Here is a 15,638-nt window from a genome sequence, read left to right as displayed (position 1 = left end):
TGCCTTTTTCACCAGCCATCAGTCAATTCTGATGGCTGCCTCGCAAAATTGACCTCGCCTTTTGATGCAACAGAAACGCTGTTTTATAAATTAGTGACACGCGTGACGCGACTCTTTGCATTTTTGCCATTTACCCTGCCCGTGATGGCAGAAACAGAAAGGTATCAGGACGTCGTTGCATTTACTGTAGCCGTGTAAAAACTCCCCGATGAGCCTTACTTGCAGGGAGTCTCCCAAATTTGCTTAGGGTTGACGGCAATGAAAACACGTAAAATTGGACTCGCAAATTATCTTGCTTACGGGGCAGGCGATTTTCTCGGGGCTGGTACGACCGCCCTGACGGCGGCCTGGCTTTTGTATTTTTATACCACCTTCTGTGGACTCACACCGATTGAAGCAACCTTCATCTTTGCCGCTGCGAGGGTGCTGGATGCTGTTGTCAGCCCGTTAATGGGCTTTTTGACGGATAACTTCGGTACGACCTGGCCTGGAAAGCGCTTTGGTCGGCGTAAGTTCTTTATCCTGCTAGGCATTCCGTGCGTGTTCAGCTACTCGTTGATGTGGGTGGGGGACATGAATTTCTGGTACTACCTGCTGACCTATCTGGTATTTGATATTGTCTACACCATGATTCTAGTGCCTTACGAGACGCTGGTGCCGGAAATGACCGACGACTTCAAACAGAAAACCAAGTTCTCCGGGGCGCGTATTTCTATGGCGCAGATGTCAGCGATTCTGGCCTCCTTCCTGCCGGGGATCCTGCTCACCCACTTCGGTAAAGACAACGCTATCTCATTCTTTTACGCAAGCCTGGTTTTCTCCGTGCTGTGCGCCCTGATGCTGACCTTTGTCTGGTTCTTTACCTGGGAGCGCCCGCGTGAGGAGTGGTCTGAAGCGGCGCTGCGTGCCGAAGAAGAGAAGAAGAAACTGACGCTGGGGCAAAGCATCAATCGTCTGTTTGTCGAATTAAGCTCTACGCTGCGCATCAAGATTTTCCGCCAGCATCTTGGCATGTACCTCGGCGGCTACATCGCACAGGACGTATTTAACGCAGTCTTCACCTATTACGTGGTGTTTGTGCTGATGCAGGAAGCGTCAATGGCGTCCAACCTGCTGGGCACGATGGCTATCTTCCAGTTCCTCGCCGTGATCGGGATGATCCCGCTGTGTATTCGCTTCGGACCTGCGCCGTCCTACCGCATGGTGGTGGTGCTGTTTGGCCTGGCGTCTCTCTCTTACGCCATGCTCTATTACGCCGGTCTGAGCGACGTCTACGCTCTGCTGTTGCTGATCTCTGCGGTGGCTGGGCTGGGTCGCGGCGGTATTAACTACGTGCCATGGAATACCTATACCTACATTGCTGACGTGGATGAAGCGATCACCGGCCAGCGCCGGGAAGGGATTTTCGCCGGCATCATGACCCTGACCCGTAAGGCGTCACAGGCCGGTGCGGTGATGCTGGTAGGCATCGTGATGCAAATGTCCGGCTTTGTCAGCGGTCAGAAAGTACAGCCTGCGGAAGTGAGCCACACCATTCTGCTGATCCTGAGCGTGGGCACCATCCTGGTGCTGTTCTGCGGTTTCCTCGTTTCCCTGCGCTTCAGGCTTAATTTGCAGACCCACCGCACGCTGCGCGAGGAGACCGCGAAAATGCGTGAGTGTGGTCATGCGATGCCGGAGTCAGCGACGCCACACGCCCGCGCCACCGTCGAGATGCTGGCCGGTATGCCTTATGAGTCACTGTGGGGCAATAACAACATCGGTTATCTGAATCGCAATAAGCCAGCGGCATCTTCGCTGAAGGATCGCGCGGTACTCAATTCGACATACAACAGAGGTTAAGATGATGAAAGTTTGGCCTGTCAAACATAGCCCGCTATTGCGTCAGCCAGAGCGCTTTATCGCCCGGGACGAGCTGAAATCGCTGATTCAAAAAGTGACGCACAACCTGGTCAATATCCACGACAAAACGGGTGAATTTTTGCTGCGGCTGGACGACGGGCGCGTGATCGACACCAAAGGCTGGGCCGGATGGGAGTGGACGCACGGCGTCGGCCTGTATGGCATCTGGCAGTACTACTGCCAGACAGGCGACGAAGGGATGCGCAACATTATCGACAGCTGGTTTGCCGACCGCTTTGCGGAAGGTGCCACCACCAAAAACGTCAATACGATGTCGCCGTTCCTGACGCTGGCCTATCGCTACGAAGAGAGCAAAAACCCGGCCTGGCTGCCGTGGCTGGAAAGCTGGGCGGAGTGGGCGATGACTGAAATGCCACGCACCGAACACGGCGGTATGCAGCACATCACGCTGGCGGAAGAGAATCATCAGCAGATGTGGGACGACACGCTGATGATGACGGTGCTGCCGCTGGCGAAAATCGGCAGGCTGCTGAATAAGCCGGAGTACGTAGAGGAGGCGATCTATCAGTTCCTGCTCCACGTGCAGAACCTGATGGACCGGGAGACGGGGCTGTGGTTCCACGGCTGGAGCTACGACGGCAATCATAACTTTGCCCGGGCCCGCTGGGCGCGCGGCAACAGCTGGCTCACCATCGTGATCCCCGACTTCCTCGAACTGGTTGATCTGCCTGAAAACAACGCCGTGCGCCGTTATCTGGTGCAGGTGCTGAAGGCGCAGGTCGCCGCGCTGGCAAAATGTCAGGACGAAAGCGGGTTGTGGCATACGCTGCTGGACGATCCGAACTCGTACCTGGAGGCATCCGCCGCGGCAGGGTTTGCCTACGGGATCCTGAAAGCGGTGCGGAAGCGCTATGTTGAGCCTGAATATGCTGACGTTGCTGAAAAAGCGATTCGCGGTATCGTGAAAAATATCTCGCCGGAAGGGGAGTTGCTGCAAACGTCGTTCGGTACGGGCATGGGCAGCGATCTTGATTTTTATCGCCAGATCCCGCTGACGTCGATGCCGTATGGCCAGGCGATGGCGATTCTCTGTCTGACAGAGTATTTGCGGAAATACTTCTGATAATAAAAAACCCGGCGTTTGCCGGGTTTCTTTTTTACATACGTTCTACGGTTTCGATACCCAGGGTATCCAGACCCAGCTTCAGGGTCTTCGCCGTCAGCTGAGCCAGCTTCAGGCGGCTGTTACGCACCGATTCATTTTCTGCAGACAGAATAGGGCAGTGCTCGTAGAAGCCGGAGAACAGACCCGCCAGATCGTACAGGTAAGCACACATCACGTGCGGCGTGCCGTCACGCGCGACAACCGTCAGCGTCTCTTCGAACTGCAGCAGACGCGCCGCCAGCTGTGCTTCACGATCTTCCGTGATGGTCACTGTCGCATTCGCAAGCACGCTTTCATCAATGTTCGCCTTGCGGAACACGGAGAGCACGCGGGTATAGGCGTACTGCATGTACGGCGCCGTGTTGCCTTCAAACGCCAGCATGTTGTCCCAGTCGAAGATGTAGTCGGTGGTGCGGTTCTTGGAAAGATCCGCGTATTTCACCGCGCCGATACCGACGGCGTTGGCCAGTTTTTCCAGTTCGTCAGCAGGCATGTCCGGGTTCTTCTCTGCCACCAGGCGACGGGCGCGCTCCAGCGCTTCGTCCAGCAGATCGGAAAGCTTCACAGTACCGCCCGCGCGGGTTTTGAACGGCTTGCCGTCTTTACCCAGCATCATGCCGAACATGTGGTGTTCCAGCGGCACGCAGTCCGGCACGTAACCGGCTTTACGCACGATAGTCCACGCCTGCATCAGGTGCTGGTGCTGACGGGAGTCGATGTAGTACAGCACGCGGTCGGCGTGCAAGGTTTCGTAACGGTATTTCGCACACGCGATGTCCGTGGTGGTGTAGAGGTAGCCGCCATCCTTTTTCTGGATAATCACGCCCATCGGTTCGCCTTCCTTGTTTTTGTACTCATCAAGGAACACTACCGTTGCGCCTTCGCTCTCCACCGCCAGGTTTTTGGCCTTCAGGTCCGCCACAATGCCTGGCAGCATCGGGTTATACAGGCTTTCACCCATCACGTCGTCGCGAGTCAGGGTCACGTTCAGACGGTTATAGGTAAGCTGGTTCTGGGACATGGTGATGTCAACCAGCTTGCGCCACATCTCGAGGAAGTATTGATCCCCGCCCTGCAGCTTCACCACGTAGCTGCGTGCGCGCTCGGCAAAGGCTTCGTCTTCGTCATAGTGCTTTTTGGCTTCGCGGTAGAACCCTTCCAGGTCCGCCAGCGCCATTTCACCCGCGTTTTCCTGCTGCTGTTTTTCCAGGTAAGCAATCAGCATGCCGAACTGGGTGCCCCAGTCGCCCACGTGGTTCGCGCGGATCACCTTGTGACCGAGGAATTCAAGGGTGCGTACCGCGGCGTCACCGATGATGGTGGAGCGCAGGTGGCCTACGTGCATCTCCTTCGCCACGTTCGGGGCAGAGTAGTCGACCACCACTGTCTGCGCTTCCGGCTGGGAAACGCCCAGACGGTCAGACTTCAGCGCCGCGTCAACGTGGCTCGCCAGGAACGCAGGCTCAAGGAAAATATTGATAAAGCCCGGACCAGCAATTTCGGTTTTGCTGGCAATGCCGGAGAGATCCAGATGCGTCAGTACCTGCTCAGCGAGCTGTCGCGGCGGCATGCCCAGTTTTTTAGCCACTGCCATCACGCCATTAGCCTGATAGTCGCCAAACTGTACTTTTGCTGACTGACGAACCTGCGGTTCGCAATCCGCAGGTGCGCCTGCGGCAATCAGTGCCTGACTGACTTTTTCGGAGAGAAGAGCCTGAATATTCACCTGGATACCTTACGTTTTTGATGCGGGCTTACAACCGCCCGCGCCAGTTAAAGAATTTAGGGCGGGAGTATACTGCAAATGCCTTCTGGCGTCAGCATTGCGGGGGACGAAGATTGCTCAGAATCCAGGCTAAGAAAGCGTGCATAACCATGCAGTCATAAAAAGCCGGATTCTGCGGTTGGTCAAAACGGGGCAACGGAGTAAATTAGCGACTTTGCGACACGAAAAGAGACTGACTTATGGCGAACTGGCAATCCATTGACGAACTGCATGATATTTCCGCAGATTTACCGTGCTTCACAAAGGCGTTCACAGAACTTGCCACCCGTCTTGGTCTGGATATCGTGCCGCTTGAGGCGGATCACATTTCCTTGCGCTGCCACCAGAATGCCACCGCCGAGCGCTGGCGTCGCGGGTTTGAACAGTGCGGCGAGCTGCTCTCTGAGAACATCATCAATGGACGCCCCATTTGTCTGTTCAAACTGCATGAGCCGGTGAACGTGGCGCACTGGCAGTTCACCGTGGTTGAACTGCCGTGGCCGGGCGAGAAACGCTATCCGCACGAAGGCTGGGAGCATATCGAAATCGTCCTGCCGGGTGAGCCGGAAACGTTGAACGCGCGCGCCCTGGCCCTGCTGTCAGACGACGGGTTAAGCAAGCCGGGGATTTTTGTGAAGACGAGTTCACCCAAAGGCGAGCGCGAGCGTCTGCCTAACCCGACGCTGGCCGTGACGGACGGGCAGGTGACCGTGAAATTTCATCCCTGGACCATTGAGCAGATCGTTGCCAGCGAAGCCTAAGAGTTGTGATTCGTCGCTGAGACACGAAACGAGAGGCGTGCCATGATGGCGCGTTAAGCTGATTTTAAGGAGAAGCAGATGGCGCTGCTGGAGATTTGTTGTTACAGCGTGGCGTGTGCCGTAACGGCGCAACAGATGGGAGCTGACCGTATTGAGCTATGCGCCGCCCCGAAAGAAGGGGGGTTAACGCCTTCATACGGCGTGTTGAAGTCTGCCCGCCAGGCCGTCACCATCCCGGTCCACCCGATTATTCGCCCTCGCGGCGGCGATTTTTGTTACACGGCGGGCGAGTTCAGTGCCATGCTTGAAGATATCGCGCTGGTTCGTGACCTGGGCTTCCCGGGGCTGGTTACCGGCCTGCTTGATGAAGATGGTCACGTCGACCTGCCGCGGATGCGTAAGGTGATGGACGCCGCGAAAGGAATGGCCGTCACCTTTCATCGTGCGTTTGATATGTGCAAAGATCCCCTGCAAGCATTTGATACGCTTGCCGAACTTGGCGTGGCGCGCGTTCTGACATCGGGACAGCAGTCTTCGGCGGAAAAAGGTCTGCAATTAATTACGGAACTAAAAGCACATTCCGGTGTTCCAATAATAATGGCGGGTGCGGGAGTCCGTGCCAGCAATCTGGAACGGTTTTTAAACGCCGGGGTGGAAGAGCTTCACAGCTCTGCGGGGAAATGGATACCTTCACCCATGCGTTATCGCAATACAGGGCTGTCAATGTCGACGGATGCTGAAGCGGATGAATATTCTCGCTACGGCGTAGAGGGAGAGTCGGTTGCGGAAATGAAGTCGCTGATTGAGCGTCATCACGTGTAGCAACGTACCGATTTTTACCGCGCATCATGTCGCCCAATATGATGCTTGCTTGTACCAGGCCCCTGCAATTTCAACAGGGGCCTTTTTTTATCCCCTCACCCCACGGGGGAGAGGGGAAAACTACGGCTTGGTCGCAATCAACACCGCACGCATCGGTGCAGGATAGCCTTCAACGGTTTTGCTGTGGTCGGCCGGGTCGAGGAACTGCTCCAGCGATTCGGTGATCATCCAGTCGGTGCGGCGCTGCTCTTCGATAGACGTTACGCAAACATCAGCAATGCGCACATCCACAAATCCGCATTTCTCCAGCCAGTTTTTCAGCGCCAGCGCGGACGGGATGAAGTAAACGTTGCGCATCTGCGCGTAGCGATCGCCCGGAACCAGAACCGCATGCTCATCGCCTTCAATCACCAGCGTTTCCAGCACCAGCTCGCCGCCGCTGACCAGCTGATCTTTGAGCTGCCACAGGTGTTCAAGCGGGGAACGACGGTGATACAGCACGCCCATCGAGAAGACGGTATCGAACGCTTTCAGGGCAGGGAGCTGCTCTATGCCCAGCGGCAGCAGATGCGCGCGCTGGTCGTTGCCGAGCAGTTTTCGCACCGCCTCAAACTGGCACAGGAAGAGCTGCATCGGGTCGATGCCGACCGCCAGATGGGCTCCCGCGCCAATCATGCGCCACATGTGGTAACCGCTGCCGCAGCCAACGTCCAGAATGGTGCGCCCGGTCAGGTCGGAAAGGTGCGGCAGTACGCGATCCCACTTCCAGTCTGAGCGCCACTCGGTATTGATGTTCACGCCGTACAGCGAGAACGGCCCTTTGCGCCACGGCATTAAATTACGCATCAGCGTTTCGATGCGGTTGATCTGCCCGGCAGGGAGCGGCTCTGCGCTTTCCGCCGTCACGCTGTGCAGTAAATCCAGACGATGCGGCGTCAGCTCCGGCAGATACTCCACGGCATTTGACCACTGCTTTAACAGGCCGTGCTGCTGATCGCGCTGCCAGGCGGCAATCTGCGCCGGCAGGGTCTCCAGCCAGTGGGAAAGATGGTTTTTAGCAATCAGCTGATAAAAGTTGCTGAATTCAATCATGCTGCATCCCCGGCTTTTAGCGCCACCAGAGAGCCAAAGTTAAAGCACTGGAACCACAATTCGCTGTGCTCAAAACCGGCTTTGTGCAGGCGCGCTTTATGGGTTTCCACGGAGTCCGTCAGCATCACGTTTTCCAGCATGCTGCGCTTCTGGCTGATCTCCAGCTCGCTGTAGCCGTTCGCCCGTTTGAAATCGTGGTGCATGTTGAACAGCAGCTCGCCTACTTTGGCATCCTCAAAGCTGAATTTTTCAGAAAGCACCAGCGCGCCGCCGGGATTCAGCCCCTGGTAAATTTTGTCCAGCAGCAGCTGGCGGTCTTCAGGCACCAGGAACTGCAGGGTAAAATTCAGCACTACCATCGAGGCGTTGTTAATCTCGATCTCGCGGATATCGCCTTCCACCACGTCCACCGGAACGGGCGCTTTGTACGCGTCAATATGGCGACGGCAGCGTTCCACCATGGCCGGGGAGTTATCGACGGCAATGATTCGGCAGCCATCGTGATGAATGTTACGACGTACCGACAGCGTTGCCGCGCCGAGCGAGCAGCCCAGGTCATAGACCTGCGTACCGGGTTGAACGAAGCGCTCAGCCAGCATACCGATCATAGAGATAATATTGGAATAACCGGGAACAGAGCGCTGGATCATATCCGGGAAGACTTCGGCTACCCGTTCATCGAAGGTCCAGTCGCCCAGGCTGGCGATAGGCGCGGAAAAAAGCGTGTCGCGATCTGACATAACGTAAAAATCCGGGAAAAATAAAGTGGCGTATTGTGCGCTAATGGAGGGAGAAAACCAACTCCCACGGCATATACCACAGGTTAGCCAGCACCATCAGCAAAAGCGAACACCAGGTCGCGCTCATGCCGGAACGACGCCAGCGGAATAAACGGTGGTGAAAGCCGTAATAATGCATTAACCGGCCAGCAATAAGCATCAGGCCACAAATATGCACCATCCAGGTTTCCGCGCCATTCATCTCCATAAACAGCAGCAGGATGAGAGCAACGGGAATGTATTCCACCGCATTACCGTGAATACGAATAGCGCTTTGCAGTTCGGAGAAACCGCCGTCGCCGTAAGAGACGCGGTACTGCATCCTGAGGCGCACAACATCAAACGAAAATTTAATCAGCAGTAATGCACCTAACACCGCATACAGCGCGCTGACCATACTAACTCCCTGTTTTTTGGCAGATGGCACTTCACTATGATAGGGGGTGATATCAGAAAAGAGAAGATTGTTGTGGGATGGAAGGGACGCTGCCCACGGACGGCACCGCGGCTTGCAAGGCCTGCCACAGAGCATCGACCAGTTCGGGCGCCTGAGCAATATCCGGCGTGTGCAAAAAGAGGTACGGCGTGGTGGTGTGCTCCCAGCTCGCGAGTTTTTGCAGCCAGACGGCGAACATCGCCTGATTTTGCTGCATGTTGTCGCTGCCGATGAACCTGACCATCGGGTTCTGTGCGGTCACGATGGCGTGGACCGGCACTTTCGGTTTTTTACGCTGAGCATCAACGATGGCCTCGTTATGCGGTACCGCGTTGTGCACCGGACGACTGTCGAGGATCACCCGGTTAACGGAACGATCCAGCAGGCCCCGGTTGAGCGCTTTTTCGGCTTCGCCTTTCGCAAAGAAATCCTGATGTCGGACTTCCACGCCGTAGGTGAATTCGCGGGGCAGGGCATCCAGGAACTGCCACAGGGCGGGCAGATCGCGCGGGCCAAACGTGGCGGGAAGCTGGAGCCAGTATTGTCCAATTCGGTTCGCCAGCGGCGACATGCGCGTGAAAAATTCTTCGGTTAAGTCCCCGCAGTTGCGCAGCGCGGCCTGGTGGGAAATGGTCGCCGGAAACTTAAAGCAGAAACGGAAATCGTCCGTTGTTTGCTCCCGCCAGCGTTCGACTATCTCGGCTTTGGGCAGCGCATACAGCGTGGTGTTACCCTCGACGCAGTTAAAGTGTCGGGCATACTCTTCAAGGCTGGTAATGCCCAGGCGCACCCATTTCGGGTGCGACCACTGGGGCAGGCCCACGTACATCATAGCGCGCTTAAAATCTCATCCGTACTACGCACGCGTCCGATGCGCGGGAAGATATGGGTCATGCTGCCCTGATGCTGCTCCGCGGAAGCCGCGCTGCAGGCATCTTCAGCAATCACCAGATTAAAGCCCAGCTCCCAGGCGTTACGGGCTGTCGATTCGACGCCGATATTGGTGGAAATGCCGCACAGAATAATGGTGTCGATACCGCGGCGGCGAAGCTGCAGCTCAAGGTCGGTCCCGTAGAACGCGCCCCACTGGCGTTTAGTGACTTCGATATCGCTGTCGCGTTTGCCCAGCGACACCGGGTACGTCCACCAGTTTTCCGGCAGGGCATGTGCGGGCGCCTGGGCATCAACGGGCTGTTTTAACGCCTCGGCGAAATCAGCGGACCAGCCGACGCGCACCATGACCACAGGGGCACCGCTGGCGCGGCACTTCTCGGCCAGGCGAGCGGCGCGGCTGACGACTTCATCCGCTGCGTGTGGGCCACCGGCGAAGGGCAGGATCCCTTCCTGTAAATCAATCACAACAAGCGCGGTTTTGCGGGCATCAAGTGTTAACATCGTCACTCCAGGTAAATTAATCACTTCCGTAACACCTTACGACGTGATGACCTGTTATCGGTCGGATAATTTTGTTAATTTTTGTGAGAATGCGCAATAAGAGTGCAGCAAACGACCGTCTGGCGGTGGTTCGCTCTTATCGTCCGGCGGAATTTCCAGTATAATAGCCGCCTTTTTTCATCCAGTTGTGACATACAGAAAGCTGCGACATAGTAGCCTGCATACCAGGCGACATTTAGCCTGCGGCTAATTAAGGGATATCTCATGCGTACAGAATATTGCGGGCAGCTGCGTCAGTCCCACGTCGGACAGCAGGTCACCCTGTGTGGTTGGGTCAACCGTCGTCGTGATCTTGGTAGCCTTATCTTCATCGATATGCGCGACCGTGAAGGTATCGTTCAGGTGTTCTTCGACCCGGATCGCGCAGATGCGCTGAAGCTGGCCTCTGAGCTGCGTAATGAGTTCTGCATTCAGGTCACCGGCACCGTGCGTGCGCGTGACGAGAAAAACGTTAACGCAGACATGGCGACGGGCGCTATCGAAGTGCTGGCGTCCGATCTGGTTATCATCAACCGTGCCGAAGCGCTGCCGCTGGACTCCAACCACGTCAACACTGAAGAAGCGCGTCTGAAATACCGCTACCTGGATCTGCGTCGTCCGGAAATGGCTCAGCGCCTGAAAACCCGTGCGAAAATCACCAGCCTGGTGCGTCGCTTTATGGACGATCACGGTTTCCTCGATATTGAAACCCCGATGCTGACCAAAGCGACGCCGGAAGGCGCGCGCGATTACCTGGTGCCATCCCGCGTTCATAAAGGCAAATTCTACGCGCTGCCGCAGTCACCGCAGCTGTTCAAACAGCTGCTGATGATGTCCGGCTTCGACCGCTATTATCAAATCGTTAAGTGCTTCCGCGACGAAGACCTGCGCGCTGACCGTCAGCCAGAATTTACCCAGATCGATGTTGAGACTTCCTTCATGACCGCCGAACAGGTGCGTGAAGTGATGGAAGCGCTGGTGCGTAGCCTGTGGAACGACGTGAAGGGCGTTGAGCTGGGCGATTTCCCGATCATGACCTTCGCCGAAGCGGAACGTCGCTACGGCTCCGACAAACCAGACCTGCGTAACCCGATGGAGCTGGTGGACGTGGCAGACCTGGTGAAATCCGTTGAGTTCGCGGTATTCGCGGGACCGGCTAACGATCCGAAAGGCCGCGTGGCTGCCCTGCGCGTACCGGGCGGCGCGGCGCTGAGCCGTAAGCAGATTGATGACTACGGCAACTTTATTAAGATCTACGGCGCGAAAGGTCTGGCCTATATTAAAGTGACCGAGCGTGCGAAAGGTCTGGAAGGGATCACCAGCCCGGTGGCGAAGTTCCTGAACGCGGACATCGTGGAAGCGATCCTTGAGCGCACCGGTGCGCAGGACGGCGACATGATCTTCTTCGGCGCAGACAACAAGAAAGTCGTTGCGGATGCGATGGGCGCGCTGCGTCTGAAGCTCGGCAAAGACCTGAACCTGACCGACGAAAGCAAATGGGCACCGCTGTGGGTTATCGACTTCCCGATGTTTGAAGACGACGGTGAAGGCGGCCTGACCGCGATGCACCACCCGTTCACCTCGCCAAAAGAGATGACGGCGGCAGAGCTGAAAGCGGCGCCGGAAGAGGCAGTGGCAAACGCTTATGACATGGTTATCAACGGCTATGAAGTGGGCGGCGGCTCCGTGCGTATTCACAGCGGTGAAATGCAGCAGACCGTGTTCGGCATTCTGGGTATTAACGAGCAGGAACAGCGCGAGAAGTTTGGCTTCCTGCTGGACGCCCTGAAGTACGGCACGCCTCCGCACGCGGGTCTGGCCTTCGGTCTCGACCGTCTGACCATGCTGCTGACCGGCACCGATAACATTCGTGACGTTATCGCCTTCCCGAAAACCACTGCCGCAGCGTGTCTGATGACCGAAGCGCCAAGCTTTGCCAACCCGGCAGCGCTGGCCGAGCTGGGCATTGAAGTGGTGAAGAAGGAAGAGAAAAACTGATATGGCATATAAGCTTCCCGTTTCTGTCCTGGTGGTCATTTATGCAGAAGACACGAAGCGGGTGCTGATGTTGCAGCGGCGCGACGATCCTGATTTCTGGCAGTCGGTTACCGGCAGCCTGGAAGAGGGGGAGACCGCGCCGCAGGCCGCCGCGCGTGAAGTAAAGGAAGAGGTCGCCATTGACGTTGCTCATGAGCAACTGACCCTGAAGGACTGTCAGCGCACGGTGGAGTTTGAAATTTTTAGCCATTTACGTCATCGCTATGCGCCGGGCATTGAGCGCAACACGGAGTCGTGGTTCTGTCTCGCGCTCCCCCATGAGCGGGAGATCGTGTTTACCGAACACCTGAACTACCGCTGGGTGAACGCGGCGGATGCCGCCGCACTGACCAAGTCGTGGAGCAACCGGCAGGCGATTGAAGAATTTGTAATTAACGCGGCCTGAGAAGGCGCGATTTTTGGAGAACTTTTTATGGCAGGTCATAGTAAGTGGGCCAACACCAAACACCGTAAAGCGGCACAGGATGCCAAGCGCGGTAAGATCTTTACCAAAATCATTCGCGAGCTGGTGACAGCAGCGCGTCTGGGCGGCGGCGACCCGGCGTCTAACCCACGCCTGCGCGCGGCGGTAGATAAAGCGCTGTCTAACAACATGACGCGTGACACCCTGAACCGTGCTATCGCACGCGGCGTGGGCGGTGATGAAGACGCGAATATGGAAACCATCATTTATGAAGGTTACGGCCCTGGCGGTACTGCGGTGATGGTTGAATGCCTGTCTGACAACCGTAACCGTACCGTTGCGGAAGTGCGCCACGCGTTCACCAAAACCGGTGGCAACCTGGGCACTGACGGCTCCGTAGCTTACCTGTTCAGCAAAAAAGGCGTCATCTCTTTCGAGAAAGGCGACGAAGATGCGATCATGGAAGCGGCGCTGGAAGCGGGTGCGGAAGACGTGGTGACCTACGATGATGGTGCCATTGACGTCTACACCGCGTGGGAAGAGATGGGTGCCGTGCGCGATGCGCTGGAAGCGGCGGGCCTGAAAGCGGACAACGCTGAAGTCTCCATGATCCCGTCCACCAAAGCGGATATGGATGCAGAAACCGCACCGAAACTGCTGCGTCTGATCGACATGCTCGAAGACTGCGACGACGTGCAGGAAGTGTACCACAACGGTGAAATCTCTGATGAGGTTGCAGCGACTCTCTGATGAGAGCCTGTAAACCGTTTACGGGAGACGCGTGATGTCGATTATCCTCGGGATTGACCCCGGCTCACGCGTCACCGGGTATGGCGTTATCCGTCAGGTGGGACGCCAGCTAACCTACCTCGGCAGTGGATGCATTCGCACCAAAGTGGACGATCTGCCGTCGCGCCTCAAGCTTATTTATGCGGGCGTATCGGAGATCATCACCCAGTTTCAGCCAGACTATTTCGCCATTGAGCAGGTCTTTATGGCGAAGAACGCGGATTCGGCGCTGAAGCTCGGTCAGGCGCGTGGGGTGGCGATTGTTGCCGCTGTGAACCAGGATCTCCCGGTGTTCGAATACGCCGCGCGCCAGGTTAAGCAGACGGTGGTGGGCATCGGTAGCGCGGAGAAGAGCCAGGTGCAGCACATGGTGCGCACCCTGCTGAAGCTTCCCGCGAACCCGCAGGCCGACGCCGCCGATGCGCTGGCGATTGCAATTACCCACTGCCACGTCAGCCAGAACGCGATGCAAATGAGCGAGTCGCGGCTCAATCTGGCGCGAGGCAGGTTACGATAATCAGAAATCAGGCTGGATAAACATCCAGCCTTTTTTTATTATGTCGGCAGTTAATTTCTCCCAGAACGCAGGAGCGTCACGTGATAGGCAGACTCAGAGGCATCATCATTGAAAAACAACCCCCGTTAGTGCTGCTGGAAGTGGGTGGCGTGGGCTATGAAGTCCATATGCCGATGACCTGCTTCTACGAGCTGCCGGACGCGGGCAAAGAGGCGATTGTCTTTACCCAGTTTGTGGTGCGTGAAGACGCTCAGCTGCTGTACGGCTTTAACAACAAGCAGGAACGCACCCTGTTTCGCGAGCTGATTAAAACCAACGGTGTGGGGCCTAAGCTGGCGCTGGCGATTTTGTCCGGTATGTCCGCTCCGCAGTTTGTGAATGCCGTTGAGCGCGAAGACCCCGCGGCGCTGGTTAAGCTTCCGGGCATTGGTAAGAAAACCGCAGAGCGTCTGATTGTTGAGATGAAAGACCGCTTTAAAGGTCTGCACGGCGATCTGTTCACTCCGGCTGCCGATTTGGTTCTGACTGCTCCGGGTGCGCCTGCCTCTGATGATGACGCCGAGCAGGAAGCGGTTGCCGCGCTGGTGGCGCTGGGCTATAAACCTCAGGAGGCCAGCCGGATGGTGAGCAAAATTGCCAAACCGGACGCCAGCAGTGAAACTCTGATTCGTGAAGCGCTGCGCGCTGCATTGTGAGGTAAAGGATGATTGAAGCAGACCGCCTGGTATCGGCAGGCACCCTTCAGGCAGAAGACGTGGTGGATCGTGCGATCCGCCCGAAGCTGCTTGATGAGTACATCGGCCAGCCGCAGGTACGTTCCCAGATGGAGATTTTCATCCAGGCGGCAAAGCTGCGCGGCGATGCGCTCGATCACCTGCTGATTTTTGGCCCGCCGGGATTAGGGAAAACTACCCTGGCGAATATCGTCGCCAATGAAATGGGCGTCAACCTGCGTACCACCTCCGGCCCGGTGCTGGAGAAAGCGGGCGATCTGGCGGCGATGCTGACCAACCTTGAACCGCATGACGTGCTGTTTATCGATGAGATCCACCGCCTGTCACCGGTGGTGGAGGAAGTGCTCTATCCGGCGATGGAAGATTACCAGCTGGATATCATGATCGGCGAAGGCCCGGCCGCGCGCTCCATCAAAATCGATCTGCCGCCGTTTACCCTGATTGGCGCCACGACGCGCGCCGGGTCGCTAACCTCTCCGCTGCGCGACCGCTTTGGCATCGTTCAGCGTCTGGAGTTTTATCAGGTGCCCGATCTTCAGCATATCGTGGGGCGCAGCGCGCGCTACATGGGGCTGGATATGAGCGAAGAGGGGGCATATGAAGTGGCGAAGCGTTCCCGCGGTACGCCGCGTATTGCCAACCGCCTGCTGCGCCGCGTGCGTGACTTTGCTGAAGTGAAGCACGATGGTTCGATTTCCGCCGAGATCGCCGCTCAGGCGCTGGATATGCTGAACGTCGATGCTGAAGGCTTTGACTATATGGACCGCAAACTGCTGCTGGCGGTGCTGGACAAGTTCTTCGGTGGCCCGGTTGGGCTGGATAACCTGGCGGCGGCGATTGGCGAAGAGCGTGAGACTATCGAAGATGTGCTGGAGCCGTATCTGATCCAGCAGGGCTTCTTACAGCGTACCCCACGTGGTCGTATGGCGACGGTGCGGGCGTGGAATCATTTCGGTATTACGCCGCCCGCGATGCCGTAAGTAGCGATAAATGGTAGCCCCGGTAAGCGAAGCGCCACCG

16 protein-coding genes are annotated in these 15,638 nt (G+C 56.9%); 10 read left to right on the top strand and 6 right to left on the bottom strand.

Annotation, left to right across the window (positions count from 1 at the left end; genetic code table 11):
- Window positions 1-258: 258 nt before the first annotated feature.
- Entirely contained in the window at window positions 259-1,842 is a 1,584-nt protein-coding gene (locus OKF39_RS14710; RefSeq protein WP_193067270.1) for an MFS transporter, read from the top strand.
- A gap of 4 nt (window positions 1,843-1,846) precedes the next feature.
- On the top strand, window positions 1,847-2,986 hold the full coding sequence (gene bglB, locus OKF39_RS14705; protein WP_411763486.1) for a beta-galactosidase BglB: 1,140 nt from the start codon (window positions 1,847-1,849) through the stop codon (window positions 2,984-2,986).
- Window positions 2,987-3,020: 34 nt separating this feature from the next.
- On the opposite strand, the gene argS is transcribed toward bglB, so the two are convergent.
- Window positions 3,021-4,754, bottom strand: coding sequence for an arginine--tRNA ligase (gene argS, locus OKF39_RS14700; RefSeq protein WP_028013635.1), 1,734 nt, complete (start codon window positions 4,752-4,754; stop codon window positions 3,021-3,023).
- A gap of 239 nt (window positions 4,755-4,993) precedes the next feature.
- On the opposite strand from argS, the gene OKF39_RS14695 reads away from it, so the two are divergent.
- Together OKF39_RS14695 and cutC are read left to right on the top strand one after the other, a co-directional pair.
- On the top strand, window positions 4,994-5,554 hold the full coding sequence (locus OKF39_RS14695) for a VOC family protein (protein ID WP_479983089.1): 561 nt from the start codon (window positions 4,994-4,996) through the stop codon (window positions 5,552-5,554).
- A gap of 78 nt (window positions 5,555-5,632) precedes the next feature.
- Entirely contained in the window at window positions 5,633-6,376 is a 744-nt protein-coding gene (gene cutC / locus OKF39_RS14690; protein ID WP_028013633.1) for a copper homeostasis protein CutC, read from the top strand.
- 120 nt (window positions 6,377-6,496) lie between these two features.
- On the opposite strand, the gene cmoB is transcribed toward cutC, so the two are convergent.
- The 5 genes from cmoB to OKF39_RS14665 are packed head-to-tail and all read right to left on the bottom strand — an operon-like array spanning window position 6,497 to window position 10,078.
- Window positions 6,497-7,468 (bottom strand): tRNA 5-methoxyuridine(34)/uridine 5-oxyacetic acid(34) synthase CmoB, encoded by a 972-nt coding sequence (gene cmoB, locus OKF39_RS14685; RefSeq protein ID WP_028013632.1) that lies wholly within the window; start codon window positions 7,466-7,468, stop codon window positions 6,497-6,499.
- Window positions 7,465-8,208 carry a carboxy-S-adenosyl-L-methionine synthase CmoA gene (gene cmoA / locus OKF39_RS14680; protein WP_045260318.1) on the bottom strand — a complete coding sequence of 248 codons (744 nt, stop codon included), beginning with the start codon at window positions 8,206-8,208 and terminating at the stop codon, window positions 7,465-7,467. The genes cmoB and cmoA overlap by 4 nt, the downstream gene beginning before the upstream one ends.
- Window positions 8,209-8,248: 40 nt before the next feature.
- Entirely contained in the window at window positions 8,249-8,644 is a 396-nt protein-coding gene (locus OKF39_RS14675) for an MAPEG family protein (RefSeq protein WP_028013630.1), read from the bottom strand.
- A gap of 52 nt (window positions 8,645-8,696) precedes the next feature.
- The gene (locus OKF39_RS14670; protein WP_045260317.1) at window positions 8,697-9,515 is read right to left on the bottom strand and encodes a DUF72 domain-containing protein; all 819 of its coding nucleotides are present in this window, start codon (window positions 9,513-9,515) and stop codon (window positions 8,697-8,699) included.
- Complete coding sequence (locus OKF39_RS14665; RefSeq protein WP_047367817.1) at window positions 9,512-10,078, bottom strand: hydrolase; 567 nt, start codon at window positions 10,076-10,078, stop codon at window positions 9,512-9,514. Before OKF39_RS14665 ends, OKF39_RS14670 begins: the two co-directional genes overlap by 4 nt.
- A 264-nt stretch (window positions 10,079-10,342) precedes the next feature.
- On the opposite strand from OKF39_RS14665, the gene aspS reads away from it, so the two are divergent.
- The 6 genes from aspS to ruvB all read left to right on the top strand — a co-directional run bounded on the left by aspS (window position 10,343) and on the right by ruvB (window position 15,598).
- Window positions 10,343-12,115, top strand: coding sequence for an aspartate--tRNA ligase (aspS, locus tag OKF39_RS14660; protein ID WP_028013627.1), 1,773 nt, complete (start codon window positions 10,343-10,345; stop codon window positions 12,113-12,115).
- 1 nt (window position 12,116) lies between these two features.
- A complete protein-coding gene (gene nudB / locus OKF39_RS14655) occupies window positions 12,117-12,560 on the top strand; it encodes a dihydroneopterin triphosphate diphosphatase (protein WP_028013626.1) in 444 nt (147 codons plus the stop codon).
- A gap of 27 nt (window positions 12,561-12,587) precedes the next feature.
- Window positions 12,588-13,328 (top strand): YebC/PmpR family DNA-binding transcriptional regulator, encoded by a 741-nt coding sequence (locus OKF39_RS14650; protein WP_003859747.1) that lies wholly within the window; start codon window positions 12,588-12,590, stop codon window positions 13,326-13,328.
- Between the two features lie 34 nt (window positions 13,329-13,362).
- Window positions 13,363-13,884: a crossover junction endodeoxyribonuclease RuvC gene (ruvC, locus tag OKF39_RS14645; protein WP_003859749.1), complete on the top strand. Its 522-nt coding sequence runs from the start codon at window positions 13,363-13,365 to the stop codon at window positions 13,882-13,884.
- An 80-nt stretch (window positions 13,885-13,964) separates the two neighbouring features.
- On the top strand, window positions 13,965-14,579 hold the full coding sequence (gene ruvA / locus OKF39_RS14640; RefSeq protein ID WP_028013624.1) for a Holliday junction branch migration protein RuvA: 615 nt from the start codon (window positions 13,965-13,967) through the stop codon (window positions 14,577-14,579).
- Between the two features lie 8 nt (window positions 14,580-14,587).
- Window positions 14,588-15,598, top strand: a complete 1,011-nt coding sequence (gene ruvB, locus OKF39_RS14635) for a Holliday junction branch migration DNA helicase RuvB (RefSeq protein WP_028013623.1) — start codon at window positions 14,588-14,590, stop codon at window positions 15,596-15,598.
- Window positions 15,599-15,638: the final 40 nt, after the last annotated feature.

This window comes from Enterobacter cloacae complex sp. HYC042_NIDB, from assembly GCF_056673315.1.
This window is presented reverse-complemented; position numbering and strand designations above follow the sequence as displayed.